Here is a 22,002-nt window from a genome sequence, read left to right as displayed (position 1 = left end):
GGGAGGGTCAGGGGAGGGTGTCCAGGTGGGGGGCCACCGTGCGGGCGAAGGTGTTGCCGTTGCTCACGTCCCAGTTGACCGACCAGGTCATCGCGCCGCGGATGCCCGGGTAGGTGCGCGGCGGGCGGAAGCTGCCGCAGTTGGTGCCCCGGGCCAGGCAGTCCAGCGCCGCGTTGACCACGCTGGGCGCGACGATGCCGCCGCCAGCCGCGCCGGGACCGGCCGGCAGGCCGAGGCCGACCTGGTCCGGGCGGAGCCCGGCCTCCAGTTGGATGCAGGTCAGCGCGACGATGAAGTTCACCGTCCCCTGGGCGTACGCGGCGTTGCGGTCGCAGCCCAGCATCGCCCCCGAGTTGTAGAACTGGGTGTTCACGACGGTGAGGATGTCCTTGATGTCGAGCGCCAGCTTGAAGTAGCTGCTGGCCGGGGACTGCATGTCGATGGTCTGCGGGGCCATCGCGATGATCAGTCCGGCGCCCACCTTGGCCCGCAGCGAGCGCAGCGCCTGGGCCATGTAGGTCGGGTTGAGCCCGTTCTCCAGGTCGATGTCGACGCCGTCGAAGCCGTACCGCTGGATCAGCGCGTGGACGCTGTCGCTGAACGCGGCGGCGGAGGCGGCGTCGTTGACCGCCACCCGGCCGGTCTCGCCGCCGACGGAGATGATCACCTTCTTGCCCCGGGACTGGAGGGTCCGCACGTCGGCGGAGAAGTCGGCGTCGGTGTAGCCGTCGAGTGCGGTGGACAGGCCGGGGTCGATGGCGAAGGCGACCGCGCCGGGGGTGGCGGTGGCGTCGGCGAAGGCGACCGCGACGACGTCGTACTCGGCCGGCACGTCACGCAGCCGCAACTCGACGGCCGGGTTGTCGAAGTTGTGCCAGTACCCGGTGAGGATGTGCTTCGGCAGGCCGGTGTTCGGCGGCGGGCTCGTCGGGGGCGGCGTGGTCGGGGGCGGGGTGGTCGGCGGCGCGGTCGTCGGGGGTGCGGTGGTGGGCGGCGCGGTGGTGGGACTGGTGCCGCCGCCGCACGCCGTGCCGTTGAGCTGGCAGTTGGTGGGCGAGCCCGGCCCGGCGCCGAGGAAGCCGAACGAGACCGAGGCGCCCGGGGCGAGGCGACCGTTCCAGGACCGGTTGGTGAAGGTGTGCCGCTGGCCGGACGAGGTCAGCAGCGCGTCCCAGTAGCTGCCGAGAGTGGTGCCGGCCGGCAGGTCGAAGGCGACGGTCCAGCCGTCGACCGTGGACCCGCCGCCGTTCGTGATCGTGTACTTCCCCTCCCAGCCCGATCCCCAGTCGGACGTCTTGACGAAGCTGGCGGTCACCCCAGCGGCGAACGCGGGCATCGCCACCCACACCACGCCAAGCGCCGCTACTACCGCTGTGACCAGCGAGAACACCAGAGATCTAGGTCTTTTCACGACACCCTCCACACCCGGACGCCATCCATCGGCATCGACATTGACGCCCATTATTAGGAGTGTTAACTGTTTCTGTCCAGAGCAGGGCCGACGGGAGCCCCCGGCGACGGCCGGGGGCTCCACGGGGCTCAGCGGGCAGAGCCGGCTCGGAACGCAGCAGGATCAGCGGACTCCAGCAAGCCCAGCGGGCCGAGCGGGCTCAGCCGGTCCCAGCGGGCCGAGCGGGCTCAGCCGGTCCCAGCGGGCCGAGCGGGCTCAGCCGGTCCCAGCGGGCCGAGCGGGCTCAGCCGGTCCCAGCGGGCCGAGCGGGCTCAGCGGCGGAAGGTGAACCAGTTGACGTTGACGAAGTCGGCGGGCTGCCCGCTGCTGAAGGTCAGGTAGACCGTCCGGCGGCCGGTCGGGCCGGCGACGTTGCCGGGAACCGAGCGCCAGCTCTGCCAGCCGCCGGTGTTCCCGATCGCGAAGCTGCCGATCGGCGGGCTGGTCGGGCTGTCCAGCCGCACCTCCACCAGCCCGCTGACCCCGCTCGCCGCGCCGGAGGCGACGCGGGCGACGAAGTCGCGTGGCGGGGTCGCCCCGAACTCGACGTTGTCGAACCGCACCCAGTCGCCGCTGCGCAGCGCGCCGATGTTCTGCCCACCCTCGGCGCACGCCTCGACGAGCACCCCGTTCTGCGCGTTGAACGACTCCGCCTGGATCGTCGCGTACGCGTCGCGTACCCCACCGGGCGGCGGCGTCGTCGGCGGCGGGGTCGTGGGCGGAGGCGTGGTGCCGCCACCCCGGCTGTACACCGCCACGTAGTCGACAAGCATCGGACGGCCGGGGACGGTGGCGGCGGTGGGCGTGGCGCCACCGGCCACCCCGTTCGGGAAGGCCCCGCCCATCGCCACGTTGAGCAGCAGGAAGTAGCCGGCGTGGTTGGTCATCTGCGACCAGTACGGCTCGCCGACCCGGGACTGGCTGACCGAGTGGTAGAGCTGGCCGTCGACGTACCAGCGCAGCTGCTGCGGGCTGGCCGAGGCGTCCCACTCGAACCGGTAGGTGTGGAAGGCCGACTGGCAGGTGCTGCCGGGGCAGGCCCGGGACGCGCCGATGCCGTTGAACTCGTCGCACGGCCCGCCGGGGGCCACGCCGCAGTGCAGTACGCCCCAGACCGAGTTGAGGCCGTTGACGTTCTCCATCACGTCGAACTCGCCGATGCCCGGCCAGTTCTGGTAGTTGCCCCGGTACGGCGAGCCGAGCGCCCAGAACGCCGGCCAGTAGCCGGACGCCTGGGCCCCGGTGACGTTGGGCATCTGGATGCGACCCTCGATGGCGAGCACGCCGCCGGACGGAGGCTTGAAGTTGCTGCGCACGGTCTCGATCCGGGCCGAGGTCCAGCGGCCCGAGGCGTCGCGCAGCGGGGTGATCCGCAGGTTGCCGCCGCCGTCGTGACTGACGTTGGCGGTGCTGTTGGTGTACGTCTGGATCTCCCCGGTGCCCCAGTTCGGCGGGCCGCCGGGATAGCTGGTGCCGGTGTCGATGATCCAGTTGCCGGCGGACGGCAGTGTGCCGGCCGCACCGGTGAAGTCGTCGCTCCACACCAGGCTCCAGCCGGGAGCGGGCGCCGGGACGGCGGCGTTCGCCGTCACGGTCGTGCCGACCAGTGCGGTCGCGGCGGCGGTGAGGAGGGTCAACGCCAGGGTCAGTCTGCGTCGCGGGGGCAGGGCGGCGGGCGCCGCCGGGGCAGGTGTCATTGACGTTCCTCTCTGCGGAACGGGCGAGAGAGCGCTCTCTCAGGAGTTGTACGTGCCGACTCCGCAGATGTCAACGCCCATCGATGCGGGCCGGCTCGGGCCGCGGGCGGCGCAGCACCGCCTGCTCCCCCGCCGACCAGGCGGTGGTGGTGACCAGGTAGATCACCGCGGCCAGCGGCAGCACCAGCGCCACCAGCACCGTCGTGTACGGCAGCAGCGGCAGCAGCCGGCCGAGCACCGCCGCGCCGGGCCCCTCGGTCGGCGTACCGGCCACCGTCCCCGTCGCCGCCGCCGCGCGCCGCATCCGCCGCGACGTCCACCAGGCGAGCACGAGCAGGGCCGCCAGCAGGGCGCCGAACAGCGGCAACGCGCCGCCGACCGACCCGTCGCCGAGGTGGTGCCCCAGCGGCACACCGGCCAGGCGCTCGGCCAGCAGCCCGGTGCCGCCCTCGGCGGTGGTGAAGAGCCGGTACATCACCAGCAGGAACGGGGCCTGGAGCAGCAGCGGCAGGCAGCCGGACACGGGGCTGGCGCCGTTGGCCCGGTAGAGCGCGAACAGTTCGCCCTGCAACCGGGCGGGGTCGTCCGCGTACCGCCGCTGAAGCTCGCGGACCTCGGGGGCGAGCGCCGCGCGGCGCCGCTCCCCGCGGACCTGCATGAGGGTGAGCGGCGAGATCAGCAACCGGACGACGACGGTGAGGGCGACGATGGCGGCGGCCGTGGCCGCGTCGCCGGCCAGCGGTTCCAGCAGGGTGGTGAACCAGGTGAGCGCGCGGCCGGCGGCGCCGACGGCGTCGTGCAGAGGTGCGAAGGCGAGCATGGGTGACCCCTCGGTCCGATTCCGGGTGCCGGTCCGGCGGGAAGGCGGGTCGCCGGACGGGCGGATGGCGGCGGAATCGGCCGCGCGGCGGTGCTACGCGGCCGAGGGGAACGGCCCGGGCGCGCGGGGACGGGGACGCCCGGCGGCGTCGGGGTCGACCTGCCGCGGCACCCGGCGGCGTCGCGCCCGGGCGCGCAGGGCGGCGGCGCGGCCGGCCCGGGGCGTGTCGACGACGCCGGCTGCGTGCGCCGCGAGCGCGACGGCGAGCAGCGCCACCGCGGCGAGCGCGGCCCCGGCGAGCAACCCGGCCGGGCGGTCGGCGAGCAGGGTCAGGTGGGCGAGGGCGTACGCCCACGTCCCCAGCACGATCCCCAGCAGCCCCGGCACGCCGACCAGCCTAGGACCCGCTGTCACGCCACCCGGCCCAGTTCGCGCAACAGGCCCCCGCACCCGCTCTGACCTGCGCTTATACGACAGGTCCGGGGTGGACGGAGGCGCGGCGGAAGTGGTACGACTTGGGTGCGTCGACAGCCGACGCCGGTGTGTCGTCCTTCTCGGTCGCCGGTGTGCTTCCGCGTCGTCGGGATGCCCGCGCCGGCCCGGGCGGTGGGAGCGGGCCCTCCCGGCACACCGTCGGCACCGGGCGCCCGCCCCGGCCGATGGGGCCGCATCGACGAGGTGGCGGGCCATCGTAAGGAGCCGCCGTGCCCCACAACCGAATCCGCTCCAGGCACCAGCCCTTCGAGATCGCCATCATGGCGACCGCCCCGGTGTGCGGGGTCCTCCTGATCGTCCTCGACGTCCGGCCGCAGTCGGTGGAGATGGCCATGCCGGGGCCCATCCAGGCGGGGTGGGAGTCGGGCCTCATCGTGGCCGGCGTCGCCGGGCTGCTCGGCGTGCTCTGGCCGGGCCGGCTCTCCACCGGCCTCGGGATCGAACTCGCGTCGGTGCTCGTGCTGGGCACGATCACCGGCATGTACGCCGTCGCCCTGGCGGTGGTCGCCGGCGCGCAGGGGGTCGCGGCGATGTCGTTCGTCGTCGCGGTGGCTGCCGGCTCCGGGTGGCGTGCCGTCCAGATCGCGCTCGACCTGCGCCGGCTGACCCGGGCCGGCCAGGCCACCCAGTTCGCCGGGGTGGCCGTCGGTGGCACCTTCTCCGCCAGGGGTGGGACGTGAACACCTCGGCGACGTCCGCCCCGCACTGGGTGCAGGTCCTGCTCTCCATCCTCGGCGTGCTCGGGGGGACCGGCGGTCTCGCCGTCATCGCCACCGTCATCGTGCAGCGGGGCAAGTTCAAGGCGGACGCCGCCGACACCCTCACCGACGCCGCCCTCACGCTGGTGCAGCCGCTGCGCACCCGGGTCGCCGAGCTGGAGGAGGCCGCGCTGCTCGCCCGGGCGCAGCTCGACTCGGCCCGCGAGCAGGAACGGCAGCTGCGGGCGACGGTCTGGGACCTGCGCCGGACCCTGGACCGGTGGCGGGAGGCCATCCTGGCCCCGGACGCCACGCTGCGCCGCGTCCGCGCCCTGGTGCGCGACGGCGAGGACCGCGGGCCACGATGACCTGCGGTGTGATCGCCCTTGCGGGTGCGCGGCGGGCGACACGCCGGGGCGCGTTTCTCCGCCTCCGCACGGTGGGTAACCACTGACCGACCCGGCGCGGACGGACCGCTGCCGGGCGCGAACGGACGGTGGTGACGATGACCGGCCAGGTGGCGGAGGCTCCGAGCGGGACGGCCGAGGGGACCGACCTGCTCACGGTGGGTGTCGAGGAGGAGTTCCTGCTCGTCGACCCGCACACCGGGGCCGCGGTGCCCGCTGTCGACCTCGTCATGGAGCAGGTGCCGCCCGAGCTGCGCGGTCAGGTGGAGCGGGAGTTCCAGACCAGCCAGATCGAGATCGGCAGCCCGCCCGGCCTGGAACTCTCCTCGATCCGGCACTCCCTCGGCGTGCTGCGGGCCGCGCTCGCCGACGCGGCCGAGCGGGCCGGCGTACGGCTGCTCGCCATCGGCACCGGGCCGGTCGACGGTCCGGTGCCCCCGGTGGTCGACAAGCCCCGCTTCGACCGGATGATCGAGCGGTTCCGCCTGCTGGTCCCCGGCCCCGGCAACAACGGCATGCACGTGCACGTCGGGGTGCCCGACCCGGAGACCGGCGTGCAGGTGCTCAACCACGTCCGGCCCTGGCTGCCGGTGCTGCACGCGGCCACCACCAACTCCCCCTTCGCCAGGGGCGAGGACACCGGGTACGCGAGCTGGCGCTCGGTGGAGTGGGAGCGCTGGCCGTCGGTGGCGCCCACCCCGTACCTGGAGTCCCACGAGCACTACGAACGGCTGATCCGGCAGTTGATCGCCAGCGGCGTGATGCTCGACGAGGGGATGCTCTACTGGTACGCCCGCCTGTCGGCCAAGTACCCGACGGTGGAGATCCGCATCGGCGACGTCTGCCCGTCGGTGGACGACGCGGTGCTCGTCGCCGCGCTGGTCCGGGCCATGGTGGCGACCGCGATGGACGACATCGCCGCCGGGCGGCCGGCCCTGCGTACCGACCACCACCTGCTGGTCGCCGCGCACTGGCGGGCGGCCCACGACGGGTTGGAGGGGGACGGCGTCGACCTGACCGACGGCGAGCTGCGGCCGGCCTGGGAGCTGTTCGACCAGCTGATCGAGCGGCTGCGCCCGGCGCTGGAACGGCACGGCGACCTCGACGAGGTGACCGGGCTCGTCGCGGGGCTGCGCCGGCACGGCACCGGGGCGGCCCGGCAGCGCGCCGTCTTCGCGCGTACCGACAGGCTCGTGGACGTGGTGGAGGACGTCGCGCGGCAGACCCGTGGCGCGAGCCGGTCGTGACAGGATGGTGACCGTGGCGCAACGGCTGATCGTCATCGGTGGGGACGCCGCGGGAATGGCGGCGGCGTCCCAGGCGCGACGCCGGCGGGACCGCGGCGACCTGGAGATCGTCGCCTTCGAGCGGGGGCACTTCACGTCGTACTCGGCGTGCGGCATCCCGTACTGGATCAGCGGGCTGGTGCCCGAGCGGGACCAGTTGATCGCCCGCGACCCGGAGACGTTCCGGGAGAAGTTCGACATCGACGTCCGGCTGCGGCACGAGGTGACCGCCATCGACCTCGACCGGCGCGAGGTCACCGCGCGGGACCTCGACGGCGGCGGCGAGGTCCGGGAGCGCTTCGACACCCTGATGTACGCCACCGGGGCGGTGCCCAAGAAGCCCGGCTGGGCGGACACCGCCGCCGGCGGGGTCTTCGGGATGCAGACCCTCGACGACGGCGCCGCGCTGCGCGACTGGCTGGACGCCGAGCCCCGGCCGCGCCGGGCGGTGGTGATCGGCGGCGGCTACATCGGCGTGGAGATGGCCGAGGCGCTGATCCAGCGCGGGCTCGCCGTCACCCTGGTCGAGCAGGCCGAGCAGCCCATGGCCACCGTGGACCCGGACATGGCCGAGCTGGTCACGGACGCGATGCGGGGCATCGGCGTCACCATCCGCACCGGCCTCGGGGTGACCGGCCTGGAGGAGACCGACGGCCGGGTGTCCGCCGTGGTCACCGCCGAGGGGCCCATCCCCGCCGACGTGGTCGTCCTCGGTCTGGGCGTACGCCCCAACACCGCGCTCGCGGAGGCGGCCGGGCTGCCGCTGGGCACCACCGGCGGCATCCGGGTGGACCGCAGGATGCGGGTGCAGGGAGTGCCGGACGTGTGGGCCGCCGGCGACTGCGTGGAGACCGTGCACCGGGTCACCGGGCTGCCCGTGCACGTGCCGCTGGGCACCCACGCCAACAAGCAGGGCCGGGTCGCCGGCATCAACATCGGCGGCGGCTACGCCACCTTCGCCGGGGTGATCGGCACCGCCGTCACCAAGGTCTGCGACCTGGAGGTCGGGCGCACCGGGTTGCGCGAGAAGGACGCCGCGGCGGCGGGGTTCGAGTTCGTCTCGGTGATCGCCGAGTCGACCAACCGCGCCGGCTACTACCCGGGCGCCCGGCCGATGACGGTGAAGCTGATCGCGGAGAAGCCCAGCGGGCGGCTGCTCGGGGCGCAGATCGTGGGCTGGTCCGAGGCGGCCAAGCGGATCGACACCCTCGCGGTGGCGCTGTGGAACGGCATGACGGTGGACGACATGACCGCGCTCGACCTGGGCTACGCCCCGCCGTACGCCCCGGTCTGGGACCCGGTGCTGATCGCCGCCCGCAAGGCAGTCGACGCCCTGGCCGCCGTCGGCCGCTGAGCGTCAGGTGTGGGGAAGGGCCCCTTCCTATCGCGTACGCGATAGGAAGGGGCCCTTCCTCACGTGCATGTCGGGGGTGGCGGTTAGCGTGTGCCCGCTCGCGCCCCACCGGTCACGTCGGGCCGGTCGCTGACCCCCTCGGAGGCACCCCCCATGTCGCAGGAGACGACCTACCTCGAACTGTCCGAAGCGGACGGTGCGCACAAGTTCTACGAGGTCGTCGTCGACGACGCCGCGCTGACCGTCCGCTACGGCCGGATCGGCGACCAGGGCCAGGTCAAGACCACGGCCTACGCCGACAACACCAAGGCCCGCGCGGCGGCGGCGAAGAAGATCGGCGAGAAGGTCCGCAAGGGGTACGCCCCGGCCGTGCGCGGCGTGCGGCAGAAGCGCGCCGTCTCCCGGCGGCAGATCGTCAGCACCCGCTCCACCGCCCGCACCGCCCCGGTGCTGTGGCGTTACGACTCCGGCGCCCCCGCCTTCGGCATCTTCGTCGACGGGCAGAGCTGCATGGTCGGCAACGAGCGCGGGGTCATCACCACGCTCGGCCACGACGCCCGGGTGCTCGACCAGGTCCGCCTCCCCGACGGGGTGAAGTGCATCGTCGCCGACGACGCCTGGATCTACGCGGGCTGCGACGACGGCAACGTCTACGACCTGTCCGGCAAGGTGCCCCGGGTGGCCTACGAGATCGCGCCGGAGATCGACATCTACTGGCTGGACATCCACGACGGGGTGCTGGGCGTCTCCGACGCGGGCGGCGGCATCGTCGCCGTCGACCACGAGGACGAGTTCCTCTGGCGCCGGCAGGGTCGCGGCCGGTCGGCGTGGATGGTGCGCTGCGACGCCGACGCGCTCTACCACGGCCACTCCCAGGGGGTGACCAGCTACGACTGGCGGACGGGCCAGGAGCGGTGGCACACCCGTACCGGATCGGTGCTCTTCGGTTGGCAGGAGATCGACGCGGTCTTCGCGGGCACCGGCACCCGGGAGGTGGTGCGGCTGGCGAAGGACGGCCGTGCCGAGCGCACCTACCGCTGCGACGCCCCGGTCTTCTCCTGCGCCACGGCCGAGGGCGGCCGGTTCGTCTTCGCCGGCGACAGTCAGTCCTCGATCTACTGCTTCGACGCGGCCGGCAACCGGCTGTGGAAGCTCGGCACCGGCTGCGGCTCGGCCTACTCGATGCAGTACCACGAGGAGCGGCTCTACGTCGTCACCACCAGTGGCCACCTGGCCTGCATCGACGCCAGCGAGCCGGCGATCCGGGCGGCGGAGGCCGGCAGCGTGCCGGAGGTGGTCGACGTCAAGGCTCCGCCCCGGATGCCGGAGCCGGCGGCCTGGACGACGGTCGAGGTGACCAGCGACGTCGACGGCGGCGTGGTCGTGCAGTGCGTCGAGGACCGGGGCCGGCTGCGGGTGCACGTGGTCTCCCCCGGCTACCACCGGGACTGGTCCGTGCAGTTCCCGAAGGGCATCCGCGAGCCGGGCGCGCGCTACCTGGTCACCCAGGTCCGCGAGTCCGGCCGGGGCGGCTTCTACCGCGCCCACGGCGACATCCGCCGGCTGCGCTGACAGCTCCGGTCCGGGGGCGGTGCGGGACCGCCCCCGGACCGGTCAGCGGCGTTCCCGGCGCACCGGGCGGCGGGGGGCGGATCGAAATCGGTTGTACGGGGCCGGTCGGAATGGCCGAGGATGCCCGGATGGCTGTGGAGCTGGAAGTCCCCGACGGGCTGGGCTGGGTGCGGGGCACGCCGGCCGGGCGGGAGTGGCTGGCGGCGCTGCCGGAGCGGCTGGCCGCGTGCGTCGAACGCTGGCAACTGCGGGTGGGACGCCCCTACCCGTACGCCTTCGTGTCGCTGGCCCTGCCGGCCGAGCTGCCCGACGGCACGCCGGCGGTGCTGAAGCTCCAGTACCCGGACCCCGACAGCGTCCACGAGGCGACGGCGCTCGACCACCTGGCCGGCGTGGGGGCGATCCGGCTGCTCGCGCACGACCCGGAGCGGCGGGCGTTGCTGGTCGAGCGGTGCGTACCCGGCACGCCGCTGCACGAGTTGCCCGCCGACGCGGCGCTGGACGCGGCGGTGGAGTTGCTGCCCCGGGTCTGGCGCCCGGCCGGCGCGCCGTTCACCCCGCTCGCCGAGGAGGCAGCCGGCTGGGCGGAACGGTTGCCGGCCAACTGGGAGCGGGCCGGCCGGCCCTACGAGCGGCGGCTGATCGACACGGCGCTCGGACTGCTGGCCGACCTGGCCGACAGCCAGGGCGAGCAGGTGCTCGTCAACCAGGACCTGCACGCCGGCAACGTGCTGCGGGCGACCCGGGAGCCGTGGCTGGTCATCGACCCGAAGCCGCTGACCGGCGAGCGCGAGTTCGGGGTGGTGCCGCTGGTACGGGGCGCGGAGCTGGGGCACTCGCCGGACGCCGTCCGGCACCGGCTCGACCGACTCAGCGCGGAGCTGGGGCTGGACCGGGAGCGGGTGTGGGGCTGGACGATCGGGCAGACGCTGGCCTGGAGCATCGGCGAGGGGCAGGTCTTCCCCCACCAGGTCGAGGTGGTCCGCTGGCTGCTCGACGGGGCCTGAACCTAACGAGCCCGGGAATGCCGGTCCCTGCCGTCCTCGGTCGGACCCCGGCCATGGCGCGGCCACGGCCATACGCGCCTGTCGAGCTGCCCGCACGGACGGGGCAGCTCGACAGGAGCACCACCACCACCAGCCGCCACCCGCCAGAGCCGCCCGCACAGACGGGGCAGCTCGACAGGGGCGCCGCGAAGCGTGCAACAGCGGGCGGAGCGGTCAGGACGGTTGGCAGGTGGGGCACCAGTAGAGGTTGCGGCCGGCCAGTTCGCCCCGGCTGACCGGTGTGGCGCAGACGTGGCAGGGGTCGCCGGGGCGGCGGTAGACGTACACCTCGCCGCCGTGCCGGTCGACGCGGGCGGGGCGGCCCATCGCCTCGGGCAGGTGGGCGTCGCGGACGGTGTCGATGCGGCCGCGGCCGACGGCGAGCCGCATGAGCGCCACCAGGTCGGCCCAGAGCGCGTCCCAGCCGGCGCGGGTCAGCCGCCGGCCGGGCAGCGTCGGCGGCAGCCCGGCCCGGAACAGCGCCTCGGTGACGAAGATCAGCCCGGTGCCGGCCACCACCGACTGGTCGAGCAGCAGCGCGGCCAGCGGCGTCGGGCTGCGGGAGATCCGGGCGTACGCCCGCTCGGGGTCGGCGTCGGCACGCAGCGGGTCGGGGCCGAGCCGGGCCCGCAACGCCGCCACCTCGGGCGGGGTGAGCAGCTCGCAGGCGGTGGGGCCCCGCAGGTCGAGCCAGTGCCGGTCGCTGGTCAGCCGCAGCCGCACCTGGCCGACGGGATCCGGCGGCTCCCCGGCGCCGTCGGCGAACTTGCCGTAGAGCCCGAGGTGCACGTGCAGGGTCAGCTCCTCGGCGTGGTGGTGCAGCAGGTGCTTGCCGTACGCCTCGGTGCTCTCCAGGACGGTGCCGGAGAGGCGGGCCGCGCCCTCGGCGAAGCGGCCCTGCGGGCTGGCGGCGTGCAGCTTGTCCCCGCCGAACAGCTCGGCGTGCCGCGCCGCCAGGCGGTGGATGGTGTGTCCCTCTGGCACGGGTGCCAAGGATACGTGCGGCTCGCGGGCCGCCGACCGAGGCGTGCTGCGGGCCGGGCTGCGGGTGCTCGCGCCCCCGCCCGGCCAGGCCGGCGGGTCGGACGGGAGCGCCGAGGAATTCATTGACTTCTATTACGAAGGAATATTGACTGTCTCCACGGGTGTCGGGACAGGTCGGGGCAATCCGTGACAAAGTCGCGCCCGTTCTCGGCTGGTTCGTGCCGGACGCCCGTCGTCACATCCGCCGCGCGAGAGGATGACACGCCGATGCCCATCACCCCCGTACCCGCGCCCCCGGGTCCCCGCCGCCGGCCCTGGCGCCGAGTCGCGTCCGCTGGCCTGCTCGCGCTCGTCACCGCCGTGGCCGCCGCCACGGTCACGCTGCCGGCGCCGGCGTCCGCCGCCAACGAGCCGGTGAACGTCTGGCTGACCACCACCACGGACCCGGGTGGCCGCCAGGTGAGCCGGGGCCTCCAGCAGCAGGCCCCCATCGCCTTCGCCTCCTCCAGCGGCGGCGCGACGCACACCGTCACCGTCAACGAGAACACCCGCTACCAGCAGTTCGAGGGCGGTGGCGCGTCCATCACGGACACCACGGCGTACCTGTTCCGGGGCGGGCCGATCAGCGCGGCCACCCGCGACGCTGTCATGCGCAAGCTCTTCTCCCCGACCGACGGCATCGGGCTCTCCTTCGTACGCAACCCCATCGGCGCCTCGGACCTCTCGCGCCCCGGCAACGTCTCCCTCGACGACACCTGCTGCGACCTCAACGACTTCTACGCCAACGGCTACGACACCAACGTGCGGCTGCTCACCGCCCAGGCCCGGTCGCTCAACCCGGCGCTGCGGGTGAAGGGGGTGCCGTGGAGCGCCCCCGGCTGGATGAAGGACAACGGCCGGATGGACCAGATGGGCTGGCTCAAGTGGGAGTACTACCCGATGTACGCCCAGTACCTGGTGAGGTACGTGCAGACCTACCAGGCCGCCGGGATCCCGGTGAACTACCTGTCGGTGCAGAACGAGCCGAACTGCTGCAAGCCCGCCGCGCCGACCGAGATGAACTACCCGGGCATGAGCTGGAACGGGTCGGGGCTGGTCGAGTTCACCAAGAACCACCTCTACCCCGCGCTGCGCGCCGCCGGCCTCAGCACCAAGGTCCTCGTGCACGACTGGAACTACGGCGACCACCCCAACTTCGGGGCGGTGCTGCTGGCCGACCCGGGCATCCGCAACGATCCGCTGTTCGGCGGGATCGCCTGGCACGGCTACTTCGGTGAGCCGTCCGTGGGCACCCAGGTGCGCAACCAGTACCCGTCGGTGCGCCAGTTCAGCACCGAGCACTCGGGCGGCACCTGGATCGGCAACCAGCACAACGAGGACCTGGCCGACATCGTCACCTACGCCCGCAACTACAGCAGCAGCCTGGTCAAGTGGAGCATCGCGCTCAACCAGAACATGGGCCCGCACAACGGCGGCTGCGACGTCTGCACCGGCCTGGTCACCGTGCAGGAGGGCGGCCCCCGGGCCGGCCAGGTCGACTACACCGTCGAGTACTACACCACCGGGCACCTGACGAAGTTCGTCAAGCCCGGCGCGTACCGGATCGACTCGACCGCCAACGGCACGGTGCAGAACGTGGCGTACGCGAACCCGGACGGGTCCAAGGCGCTCATCGCGCACAACGGCGGCACCGGCGCCCAGTCGGTCAGGGTGGTGTGGGGCGGGCAGTCCTTCACGTACTCGCTGCCGGCCCGGACGACGGCCACCTTCACCTGGTCGGGCAGCCAGTCCGGCGGCGGCGGGCGGACCGGCCCGATCGTCGGCCTGGCCGGCAAGTGCCTCGACGTCGCCGGCGCGAACAACGCCGACGGCACCGCCGTCCAGTTGTACGACTGCAACGGCAGCACCGCGCAGCAGTGGACGCTCGGCGGCGACGGCACCGTACGGGCCCTGGGCAAGTGCCTGGACGTGCGGGACAACTCCACCGCCGACGGTGCCCGTACCCAACTGTGGACCTGCACCGGCGCGGCGAACCAGCGGTGGACCGCGACGGCGGCCCGCGACCTGGTCAGCGCCAGCGCGAACAAGTGCCTGGACGTGGTGGACAACAGCTCGGCCAACGCGACACCGACCCAGGTCTGGACGTGCACCGGCGGCGCGAACCAGAAGTGGACGGTGCCCGCCTGACACGGCTCGACCCGGCGTGGGGTGCCGCCCGGCTGCCGGGCGGCACCCCCTCGTTTCGGTCGACCCGCTGCCGGGAAGAGGTCGGGACAGGCAGACACAGGGAGGCACCACGATGGATCACCGCACCCCCCGGCGCCCCGCCACCAGACTGCGGCGATCCACCGCCCTCGGTGTGTCGTTGCTCGGTGCCATCGGCCTCGGCGGTGGCTGCACCGCCCCGGCCGACGATCAGGGTCAGACCACGGCACCCACCCCTTCGGCGACCGTGTCGACGCCCACCGCGACGGCTCCGCCGCCCTCGCCCAGCGGGAAGGCTCCGGTGACCATTCCCACCTCGGCCTTCCTCGAACTGCCGCCGGAGCATCGGAAGTCGCCCCGGACGACGACGCCCGTCGCGAACGCCCTACCCAAGCTGTGCGGCGAGGAGTTCGGCACCGGCGGTCGGGCGGTGACCGCGAGCGCCTCGATGATGAACGTCTACAAGCAGATCGAGGACCCGCCCGAGAACGTGCCGTACGGCACGGTCACGCAGACCATCTTCACCTTCGAGGGCGAGGGCGCCTCGGACTACCTGCGGCGGCTGCGCGGCTCGCTCGACTCGTGCCGGTCCTTCCGCCGGTCGGGGGCCACCGTCGAGGTCCGGACCCGCCCGCTGCCCGGCGTCGGCGACGAGGCCCTGCTCGTGACCCAGACCTGGCCGCAGACGGACCTGCAGGGCAACCGCACCGGCGGCGACGCGGTCAGCCAGATCGCCGTGATCCGTGTCGACGACGTCACGACGGTACTCCACGACCAGGGCTGGGAGGGCACCAGCGGCAGCCCGGACCTCATGGACGACTTCGCCCGCACCGCCGTCCGCGCCCTCGACACGTGGCAGCGGTAGGACGCCGCGCCCGGCTGCACGCGTAGACCGGCACGCTGGCTGCACGCGTAGGCCGGAACGTCCTCCGGACCGACCCGGCCCGCCGCCGCGCGCGCCCGGTGTCGCGGAACGACCGCCTGGGTATTGCAGAGGCGTACCGCGTGGGCGGCAGTCGTTGCATCGGCCACCACGCATTCACGAGGAGGTGTGTGTGGTGAAGATTCCCTCGCTGTCCCGCAGGTCGGAAGAGGCGCCGACACGGGACGAGAACCTCGACGGCCGCGTCGACGACCGTGACGCTTCCGCCGGCGCCGGCCGGGACGGCGCGCCGCGGGCCGGCGTGGACGGCGGCAGCGGGCCCAGCCGTCCGGTGGTGACCGACCGGGACGGCGAGCAGACGACCTACCGCAGCAGCGCCGCGCCCGACGGCGCCGGGCGGGACGCCGCCGCCGAGCGGCGGGCGGCCGAGCGGGCGGCAGTCGCCCGGGCAGCCACGGCCCGGCCCACCGACGACGACCACCGACGCGTACCCCGGAGCACCGAGCCCGACCCGGCCCTCGAACGGACCCTCGACGGTCGGACGACCGATCTGGACCGGAACGCGGCGCTGGGCGCCCGGACGGACCGGGACCGCGCGCTCGACGGGGACACCGTGGAGCGGCCCGTCGACCGCGACGGCGACGGCGTCCCCGACCGCGAGCCGGAGCGGCCGGTGGTGGCCGGCCCGAAGCCCCGGGCCAGCATCCTCGCCACGCTGGGTCTGATCGTCGGCGTCGCCGGGGCGCTCTTCGTGCTCACCGGCACCCTCGCCGGGTACGGCATCGGGCTCGGCGCCCTCGGCGCGGTCCTCGCGGTGCTGGGCCTGATGGCCACCCGCCGCCGGCACATCGCCGGCAAGACCGACGCGCTGCTCGGCGTCGCGCTGGGCCTCGGCGCGGTGGTGCTCGGCGTGCTGGCGATGACCGGCCAGTTCGACTGGCCGACCACCGACGGGGACTGGGTGCAGCGGTTCCGCGAGTGGCTCGACTCACAGTTTGTCGACCGCTTCTAGCGGGCACTGTTCGGCTCGCCGGCGATGCGCCGGCAGCGCCGGTGGTTCACCGGCGACGCCCGACCAGCCTGGTGGTTCACCAGCCGGGCAACCCTTTTTCGGGGGCGGCGGTTCGCCGCCCCCGAAGTGTTTTCCGGGCCCACCTTCCGGCCGGGCACACCGACAGGGCCCGATACGCAACGAACCATCGTCCAGCACTTCCCAGACGCAACGTTCCGTCGGCCTGCGCAACTTCCAGCGGTGGATTCCACCATCGGCGCCGCATAACGTTGAGCAACGGCGCCAGCCCGTGGGCCGAAGGTGGCCGGGCGCGCCCGACCCCTGGGAGCAGGACAATGACGATGGACGCCACCAGCCAGCGCTTCCTGATGTGCCGGCCGACGTACTTCGCCGTCGACTACGCCATCAACCCGTGGATGGACCCGACCGCGCCGGTCGACGCCGACCTCGCCGTCCGGCAGTGGGAGCAGCTGCGCCAGATCTACCGGGACCTGGGCCACACCGTCGAGGAGATCGCTCCGGTGCCCGGCCTGCCCGACATGGTGTTTGCCGCCAACGGCGGCACGGTGATCGACGGCAAGGCGATGGCCGTGCAGTTCCGCGACCCGCAGCGCGCCGACGAGGCCCCCGCCTACCGCGCCTGGTTCGAGGCCGCCGGCTTCGAGATGCACGACCCGAAGCACGTCAACGAGGGCGAGGGCGACATCCTGCTGGCCGGCGACTTCCTGCTGGCCGGCACCGGCTTCCGCACCGCGCACGCCTCGCACGCGCAACTCCAGGAGGTCTTCGGCTACCCGGTGGTGACCATGCAGCTGGTCGACCCGCGCTTCTACCACCTGGACACCGCGCTCACCGTGCTCGACGAGCGGACGGTGGCGTACCTGCCGGAGGCGTTCTCGCCGGGCAGCCGGGCGGTGCTGCGCCGGCTCTTCCCCGACGCGGTGCACGCCACCCTCGCCGACGCCGAGGTCTTCGGGCTGAACGCGGTCAGCGACGGCCGGCACGTGGTGCTGCCGGAGCAGGCCACCGGCCTGGCCGCGAAGCTGCGCGACCGGGGCTACGAGACGATCGGTGTCGACCTCTCCGAGCTGCGCAAGGCCGGTGGCGGACCGAAGTGCTGCACGTTGCGACTCCGTCAGGGAAAGGCGAGCCAGTGATCGACGACATGCTGCGGACGCCGGAGGCGATCCGCGACGCGGAGCGGTGGACCGCGCACAACTACCACCCGCTGCCGGTGGTCATCTCCTCCGCCGAGGGCTCCTGGCTGACCGACGTGGACGGCCGCCGCTACCTCGACTGCCTGGCCGGCTACTCGGCGCTGAACTTCGGCCACCGCCACCCGACGCTGATCGCCGCCGCGCACGCGCAGCTCGACCGGCTGACGCTCACCAGCCGGGCGTTCGTCCACGACCAGTTCGCCGACTTCTGCCGCGAGCTGGCCGAGCTGTGCCGCAAGGACCTCGTGCTGCCGATGAACACCGGCGCCGAAGCCGTGGAGACCGGCATCAAGGTCGCCCGCAAGTGGGGCTACCAGGTCAAGGGCGTCACGCCGGGGCAGGCCAACATCGTGGTGGCCGAGGGGAACTTCCACGGCCGGACGACCACCATCGTCAGCTTCTCCACCGACGAGGACGCGCGGGCCGACTTCGGGCCGTACACCCCGGGGTTCACGGTCGTCCCCTACGGCGACCTGGCGGCGCTGACCGCCGCCATCGACGAGAACACCGTCGCGGTGCTGATCGAGCCGATCCAGGGCGAGCAGGGCGTCGTCGTGCCGCCGGAGGGCTACCTGCCGGGCGTACGCCGGGTCTGCACCGAGCAGAACGTGCTCTTCATCGCCGACGAGATCCAGTCCGGGCTCGGCCGGACCGGGGACACCTTCGCCTGCGACCACGAGGGCGTCACGCCCGACATGTACCTACTGGGCAAGGCGCTGGGCGGCGGCATCGTTCCGGTCTCCGCGGTGGCCGCGAACGCCGACGTGCTCGGCGTGCTCAGGCCGGGCCAGCACGGCTCCACGTTCGGCGGCAACCCGCTGGCCTGCGCCGTCGCGACCGAGGTCGTCCGGCTGCTGGCCACCGGCGAGTTCCAGCGCCGCTCGACCGAGCTGGGCGCCCGGCTGCACGCCGGCCTCCGGTCGCTGGTCGGCAGGGGCCTCGTCGCGGTACGGGGCCGGGGCCTGTGGGCCGGCCTCGACATCGACCCGGCGCTGATGAGCGGCCGGGAGGCGTGCGAGCGGCTCGCCGAGCGCGGGGTGCTCGCCAAGGACACCCACGGCGCCACCATCCGGCTCGCCCCGCCGCTGGTGATCACCGAGGAGGAGATCGACCACGCGGTCGCCCAGCTCGCCGCGGTGCTGGCCGGCTGAGCCCCGTACGACACGGGCGGGCGTCGGGACCACGGTCCCGGCGCCCGCCGTCGTCTCCCGGCGGCTCAGCGGGGCAGGCGCATCGCCATCGTGGGTGCCTCGGCCATGACCGACGTGGGCGTGTAGGGGGCGCCGGTGGGAAGCTCGTCGGGCCGGCCGATCTGCACCCCGGGGTAGAGCTCCACCATGTCGCCCTCGGCCAGCACCCGGGACTGCTGCGGCGCCAGCGGGACCCGGTCGGGCTCCGCCATCGACCCGCCCGGGCGGATGCCCGAGCCGTTGGTGCTCACGTCGGTCACGATCACCTCGCCGACCCGCAGCTCGAACCGGACGTGGCTGCGGCTGATCCAGCGGCGCGCCTCGTCGTTGAGCCACTGCCCGAGCGTGATCCCGCCGGCCTGGTCGGGGGCGCGGCCGACCACCGCCGGCTCGTCCTCGGTGAGCACGAAGCGTCGGCGGATCAGCCCGCCCACCCGCACGGCCAGGACGGCGCTCCGCGGTCGCGGGCCGGCGTCGCCGAGCCGGGTGCCGTGCCGGGGGCAGGTCGGCACGCCGCCGCGCAGCGTGGGCGGCGGCTGGCCGGCCGGGCTGCGCTCCACCACCCGGGACAGGTCGGCGAAGGCCCCGCCGCCCCCACCACCGCCGAAGAGCGCGCAGCCGGGCTCCGCGCAGCGCCAGCGCCGGGCGAGCAGCTTCACGCCGGCCGGTGACCGGTCACCGGCGACGGGCGTGTGCCCGCCGCCGACGTGGGCGATGAAGGCCGGCCCGCCGGCGCCGGGCACCGGGGCGAGCACCCGGCCGGCCTGCTCGACCAGCCACGGGTAGCGCCCGCGCAGGCCGTCGGCCCGCACCCGGGTGAGCACGGGCAGCCCGAGCAGGTCCGCCACCTCCAGCATCCGGTCGCCCGGGTTGTCGAGCACCTCGACCAGCCCGTCGTCGGCCCACCGGCGGACCACCATGCGCTCGTTGGAGGTGAGGTCGGCGTCGGAGAGCAGGGCCCGGTGGACCACCGCGTAGACCGGGACGCTGTCCTCCTCCATCTCCCGGGCGAGGGCGTCGATCACCATGCCGAGGCGGAGCAGGCTCGCCGGCCGACCGCCGTCGAGGTCCTGGTAGCGGATCACCTCGGCCAGGTCGACGACGGCCCGGGCCAGCGACGGGTCGGTGCTGACCCGGCCCTCGATGGCGTCCAGCACCTTGCTGATCTCGAATCTCATCCGACGCTCCCCACGATCTCGTCGATCCGCCGAGCCAGTTCCAGGTCACGCCGCGTGACCCCGCCCGCCGAGTGCGTGACGCACCGGAAGGTCAGGGCCCGCCAGCGGATGTCGATGTCGGGGTGGTGGTCCAGTTCCTCCGCCGTCACGGCGACCCGGTCGACCACCGCGATGGCCTCCGGGAAGCTGGCCAGCTCCACGGTGCGGGTGATCCCGGCGGGGTCTCCCGACCAGCCCGCCAGCCCACCCAGCTCGTCTCGCACCGCCTCGGCGGTGAGCACGTCTGCCATGGGGAGACCCTACCGGGACCGGTCGCGACGACGCCGACCAGCGGCGGGAGGTGTGGCCCACCCCGGCGGCACGGCGGCCCGGGGGCCGCCACGGCATAGATGAGCGGCTGTGGACCGGCGGGGTTAGGCTGACCGGCGGCCCGGCCGGGCCCGCGACCGGCGTCGCCCCCGGCCCACCCTGCGTGAGGAGATTTCCACGATGAACACTCGACGGCTGGCGACCACGGGGGTCGCGCTCGTCGCCGCGCTCGCCCTCGGTCTCACCGGGTGCGGTACGGGGACGGACACGGCCGCTCCGGCCGGCGACGGTGGCACCACCGGCGCGGCACCGGCCAGCAGCGCCCCCTCCGACGCCCGCGCCGAGCTGGCCGCCGCCGCGCAGAAGCTGAACCAGCAGACCGTCAAGATGCGGCTCACGTCGCCGGTCATCAACGGCGGCGGCGTGATGGACCCGGCCACCAAGACCGGCGACATGACGCTGAAGATGGGCGCGGAGGGCACCTTCCGGATCCTGATGCTCGGCAACGACGTCTACCTGAAGGTCACCGGCATGCAGGGGATGCCGAAGAAGTGGATGCACATGGACGCCACCAAGCTCGGCAAGAGCGGCCAGCTCAACCTGATGCCCGACGGCGACCCGGGCGGCGCGAAGCAGATGGTCGACAGCGTGGTGGACGTCGAGAGGACCGCCCCGGGCAGCTACTCCGGCACCCTCGACTACACCCGCACCAAGCCCGACGACAAGGCCATCCAGGCCCTCGGTGACAAGGCCAAGGCCGTCCCGTTCACCGCCAGGGTGGACGACCAGGGCCGGCTCGTCGAGTTCGCCATCGACACCCAGGTGCTGCACGAGTCGCTGGGCACCATGATCACCAACTACTCGGACTTCGGCGCCCCCGTCACGGTCAAGAAGCCCGCCGCGGGCGACACGCAGGAGGCCCCGCAGGAGCTGATCGAGTCCATGGGCTCCTGAGCCCTACCGCACACGGAACGGGGGCGGCGCCGGTCGGCGCCGCCCCCGTTCGCGCGTCTCAGCCGCGCAGCGGCCGGCCCACCTCGTGCAGGTGCGCGAGCGCCTGACGGTACGACTCGACCAGCCCCGTCTCGGCGTACGGGATGCCCTGCTCGGCGCAGAAGGCGCGGACGATCGGCCGGGCCCGGCGCAGGTTGGCCCGGGGCATGTTCGGGAACAGGTGGTGCTCGATCTGGTAATTGAGCCCGCCCAGGGCGACGTCGACGAGCCGGCCGCCCCGCACGTTGCGGGAGGTGAGCACCTGCTTACGCAGGAAGTCCAGGTCGTCGTCGGCGGTGGGCATCGGCATGCCCTTGTGGTTGGGGGCGAACGAGCAGCCCATGTAGAAGCCCCACAGCCCCTGGTGGACGGCGACGAAGAGCAATGCCTTCACCGGCGACATCACCAGCAGCAGCGCACCGAGGTAGCCCACGGCGTGCAGGACCAGCAGCAGCGCCTCGACGCGGCGGTGCCGCATCGGGGTGCGGAACCCGCCGTCGGAGTCCCGCCCCACGATCGCCTGCACGCTCGCCACGTGCAGGGCGAGCCCCTCCAGCAGCAACATCGGGAAGAACAGCCACGCCTGCCGGCGGGCCAGCCGGCGGCCGAACCCGCGCGTCGCGGCGGCCTGCTCGTACGTCCAGACCAGCGCGCCGGCCCCGACGTCGGGGTCCTCGTCCTCGTGGTTGGGGTTGGCGTGGTGCCGGTTGTGCTTGTCGACCCACCAGCCGTAGCTGAGCCCGACCGCCAGGTTGCCGGTGAGCAGGCCGATGGCCTCGCTCGGCCCGCGCCGCCGGAACATCTGCCGGTGGCCGGCGTCGTGGCCGAGGAACGCGACCTGCGTGGTGGCGACGGCGAGGAAGACGGCGACCAGGAGCTGCGCCCACGAGTCGCCGACCAGGCCGACGGCCGCCCAGCCCGCCGCGAAGACGCCCAGCGTGAGCACGATCCGGGTCACGTACCGGCCCGGGCGTCGCTCCAGCAGGCCCGCCCCGCTGATCCGCCGGGACAACTGCGCGTAGTCACTGCCCCGCCGTACCGGCGGGTCCGCCACCGCTCCGAGCACCATCGCGGCTCCCGTTCCCGTTCCTCGATCCCGGGGCGCGCCGGCCGGCGCGTCCCGCTCCCAGTCTCCGACGAACGGTTGCGCTGAGTAACCCTGCCCACCCCCGGGTCGGGGGTAGGGCGAGCCCTACCCCCGACGCC

20 protein-coding genes are annotated in these 22,002 nt (G+C 73.7%); 12 read left to right on the top strand and 8 right to left on the bottom strand.

The genetic code is table 11. From position 1 onward, the window contains the following. Nucleotides 1–7 precede the first annotated feature (7 nt). From RM555_RS19465 to RM555_RS19450, 4 genes are all read right to left on the bottom strand, one after another. Nucleotides 8–1,411, bottom strand: coding sequence for a chitinase (locus tag RM555_RS19465; protein WP_311413093.1), 1,404 nt, complete (start codon nt 1,409–1,411; stop codon nt 8–10). Between the two features lie 311 nt (nt 1,412–1,722). Further along, nucleotides 1,723–3,147: a carbohydrate-binding protein gene (locus RM555_RS19460; protein ID WP_311413085.1), complete on the bottom strand. Its 1,425-nt coding sequence runs from the start codon at nt 3,145–3,147 to the stop codon at nt 1,723–1,725. A gap of 70 nt (nt 3,148–3,217) precedes the next feature. Then, nucleotides 3,218–3,967 carry a YidC/Oxa1 family membrane protein insertase gene (locus RM555_RS19455; protein WP_311413084.1) on the bottom strand — a complete coding sequence of 250 codons (750 nt, stop codon included), beginning with the start codon at nt 3,965–3,967 and terminating at the stop codon, nt 3,218–3,220. A 93-nt stretch (nt 3,968–4,060) separates the two neighbouring features. Then, nucleotides 4,061–4,354 (bottom strand): DUF6412 domain-containing protein, encoded by a 294-nt coding sequence (locus tag RM555_RS19450; RefSeq protein ID WP_311413083.1) that lies wholly within the window; start codon nt 4,352–4,354, stop codon nt 4,061–4,063. Nucleotides 4,355–4,671: 317 nt separating this feature from the next. Here RM555_RS19450 and RM555_RS19445 point away from each other — a divergent pair, with 317 nt between their 5' ends. The 6 genes from RM555_RS19445 to RM555_RS19420 all read left to right on the top strand — a co-directional run bounded on the left by RM555_RS19445 (nt 4,672) and on the right by RM555_RS19420 (nt 10,786). Continuing rightward, a complete protein-coding gene (locus RM555_RS19445) occupies nt 4,672–5,142 on the top strand; it encodes a hypothetical protein (RefSeq protein WP_311413082.1) in 471 nt (156 codons plus the stop codon). 38 nt (nt 5,143–5,180) lie between these two features. After that, nucleotides 5,181–5,528, top strand: a complete 348-nt coding sequence (locus RM555_RS19440) for a hypothetical protein (RefSeq protein WP_311413092.1) — start codon at nt 5,181–5,183, stop codon at nt 5,526–5,528. A 137-nt stretch (nt 5,529–5,665) separates the two neighbouring features. Further along, nucleotides 5,666–6,814, top strand: a complete 1,149-nt coding sequence (locus RM555_RS19435) for a carboxylate-amine ligase (protein ID WP_311413081.1) — start codon at nt 5,666–5,668, stop codon at nt 6,812–6,814. Nucleotides 6,815–6,827: 13 nt separating this feature from the next. Further along, entirely contained in the window at nt 6,828–8,207 is a 1,380-nt protein-coding gene (locus tag RM555_RS19430) for an FAD-dependent oxidoreductase (RefSeq protein ID WP_311413080.1), read from the top strand. Nucleotides 8,208–8,360: 153 nt separating this feature from the next. After that, nucleotides 8,361–9,779, top strand: a complete 1,419-nt coding sequence (locus RM555_RS19425) for a WGR domain-containing protein (RefSeq protein WP_311413079.1) — start codon at nt 8,361–8,363, stop codon at nt 9,777–9,779. Between the two features lie 128 nt (nt 9,780–9,907). Then, on the top strand, nt 9,908–10,786 hold the full coding sequence (locus RM555_RS19420; protein WP_311413078.1) for an aminoglycoside phosphotransferase family protein: 879 nt from the start codon (nt 9,908–9,910) through the stop codon (nt 10,784–10,786). A 213-nt stretch (nt 10,787–10,999) separates the two neighbouring features. Here RM555_RS19420 and RM555_RS19415 read toward each other — a convergent pair whose 3' ends face one another. Then, a complete protein-coding gene (locus RM555_RS19415; RefSeq protein WP_311413077.1) occupies nt 11,000–11,809 on the bottom strand; it encodes an Fpg/Nei family DNA glycosylase in 810 nt (269 codons plus the stop codon). Between the two features lie 267 nt (nt 11,810–12,076). On the opposite strand from RM555_RS19415, the gene RM555_RS19410 reads away from it, so the two are divergent. The 5 genes from RM555_RS19410 (at nt 12,077) to rocD (ending at nt 18,277) form a co-directional block, all read left to right on the top strand. Continuing rightward, nucleotides 12,077–13,996 carry a lectin gene (locus RM555_RS19410; protein WP_311413076.1) on the top strand — a complete coding sequence of 640 codons (1,920 nt, stop codon included), beginning with the start codon at nt 12,077–12,079 and terminating at the stop codon, nt 13,994–13,996. 319 nt (nt 13,997–14,315) lie between these two features. Then, on the top strand, nt 14,316–14,879 hold the full coding sequence (locus RM555_RS19405) for a hypothetical protein (RefSeq protein ID WP_311413075.1): 564 nt from the start codon (nt 14,316–14,318) through the stop codon (nt 14,877–14,879). 190 nt (nt 14,880–15,069) lie between these two features. Beyond that, nucleotides 15,070–15,909 (top strand): UbiA family prenyltransferase, encoded by an 840-nt coding sequence (locus tag RM555_RS19400; protein ID WP_311413074.1) that lies wholly within the window; start codon nt 15,070–15,072, stop codon nt 15,907–15,909. A gap of 341 nt (nt 15,910–16,250) precedes the next feature. Further along, nucleotides 16,251–17,066, top strand: a complete 816-nt coding sequence (ddaH, locus tag RM555_RS19395) for a dimethylargininase (RefSeq protein ID WP_207913845.1) — start codon at nt 16,251–16,253, stop codon at nt 17,064–17,066. After that, the gene (gene rocD / locus RM555_RS19390; protein WP_311413073.1) at nt 17,063–18,277 is read left to right on the top strand and encodes an ornithine--oxo-acid transaminase; all 1,215 of its coding nucleotides are present in this window, start codon (nt 17,063–17,065) and stop codon (nt 18,275–18,277) included. Before ddaH ends, rocD begins: the two co-directional genes overlap by 4 nt. Before the next feature lie 65 nt (nt 18,278–18,342). Here rocD and RM555_RS19385 read toward each other — a convergent pair whose 3' ends face one another. Next, complete coding sequence (locus RM555_RS19385; RefSeq protein ID WP_311413072.1) at nt 18,343–19,494, bottom strand: FHA domain-containing protein; 1,152 nt, start codon at nt 19,492–19,494, stop codon at nt 18,343–18,345. Next, nucleotides 19,491–19,784 (bottom strand): 4a-hydroxytetrahydrobiopterin dehydratase, encoded by a 294-nt coding sequence (locus tag RM555_RS19380; RefSeq protein WP_121399652.1) that lies wholly within the window; start codon nt 19,782–19,784, stop codon nt 19,491–19,493. The genes RM555_RS19385 and RM555_RS19380 overlap by 4 nt, the downstream gene beginning before the upstream one ends. 199 nt (nt 19,785–19,983) lie before the next feature. Here RM555_RS19380 and RM555_RS19375 point away from each other — a divergent pair, with 199 nt between their 5' ends. Next, a complete protein-coding gene (locus RM555_RS19375; RefSeq protein ID WP_311413071.1) occupies nt 19,984–20,757 on the top strand; it encodes a hypothetical protein in 774 nt (257 codons plus the stop codon). A gap of 58 nt (nt 20,758–20,815) precedes the next feature. Here the strand turns inward: RM555_RS19375 and RM555_RS19370 are convergent, their stop codons facing one another. Then, entirely contained in the window at nt 20,816–21,865 is a 1,050-nt protein-coding gene (locus RM555_RS19370) for a fatty acid desaturase family protein (protein WP_311413070.1), read from the bottom strand. Between the last annotated feature and the right edge of the window lie 137 nt (nt 21,866–22,002).

This window comes from Micromonospora reichwaldensis (assembly GCF_031845925.1).
Classification (GTDB): Bacteria; Actinomycetota; Actinomycetes; order Mycobacteriales; family Micromonosporaceae; genus Micromonospora; species Micromonospora reichwaldensis.
Note: the sequence above shows the minus strand (reverse complement) of the source record. Positions and strands in the feature narration are given on the sequence as shown.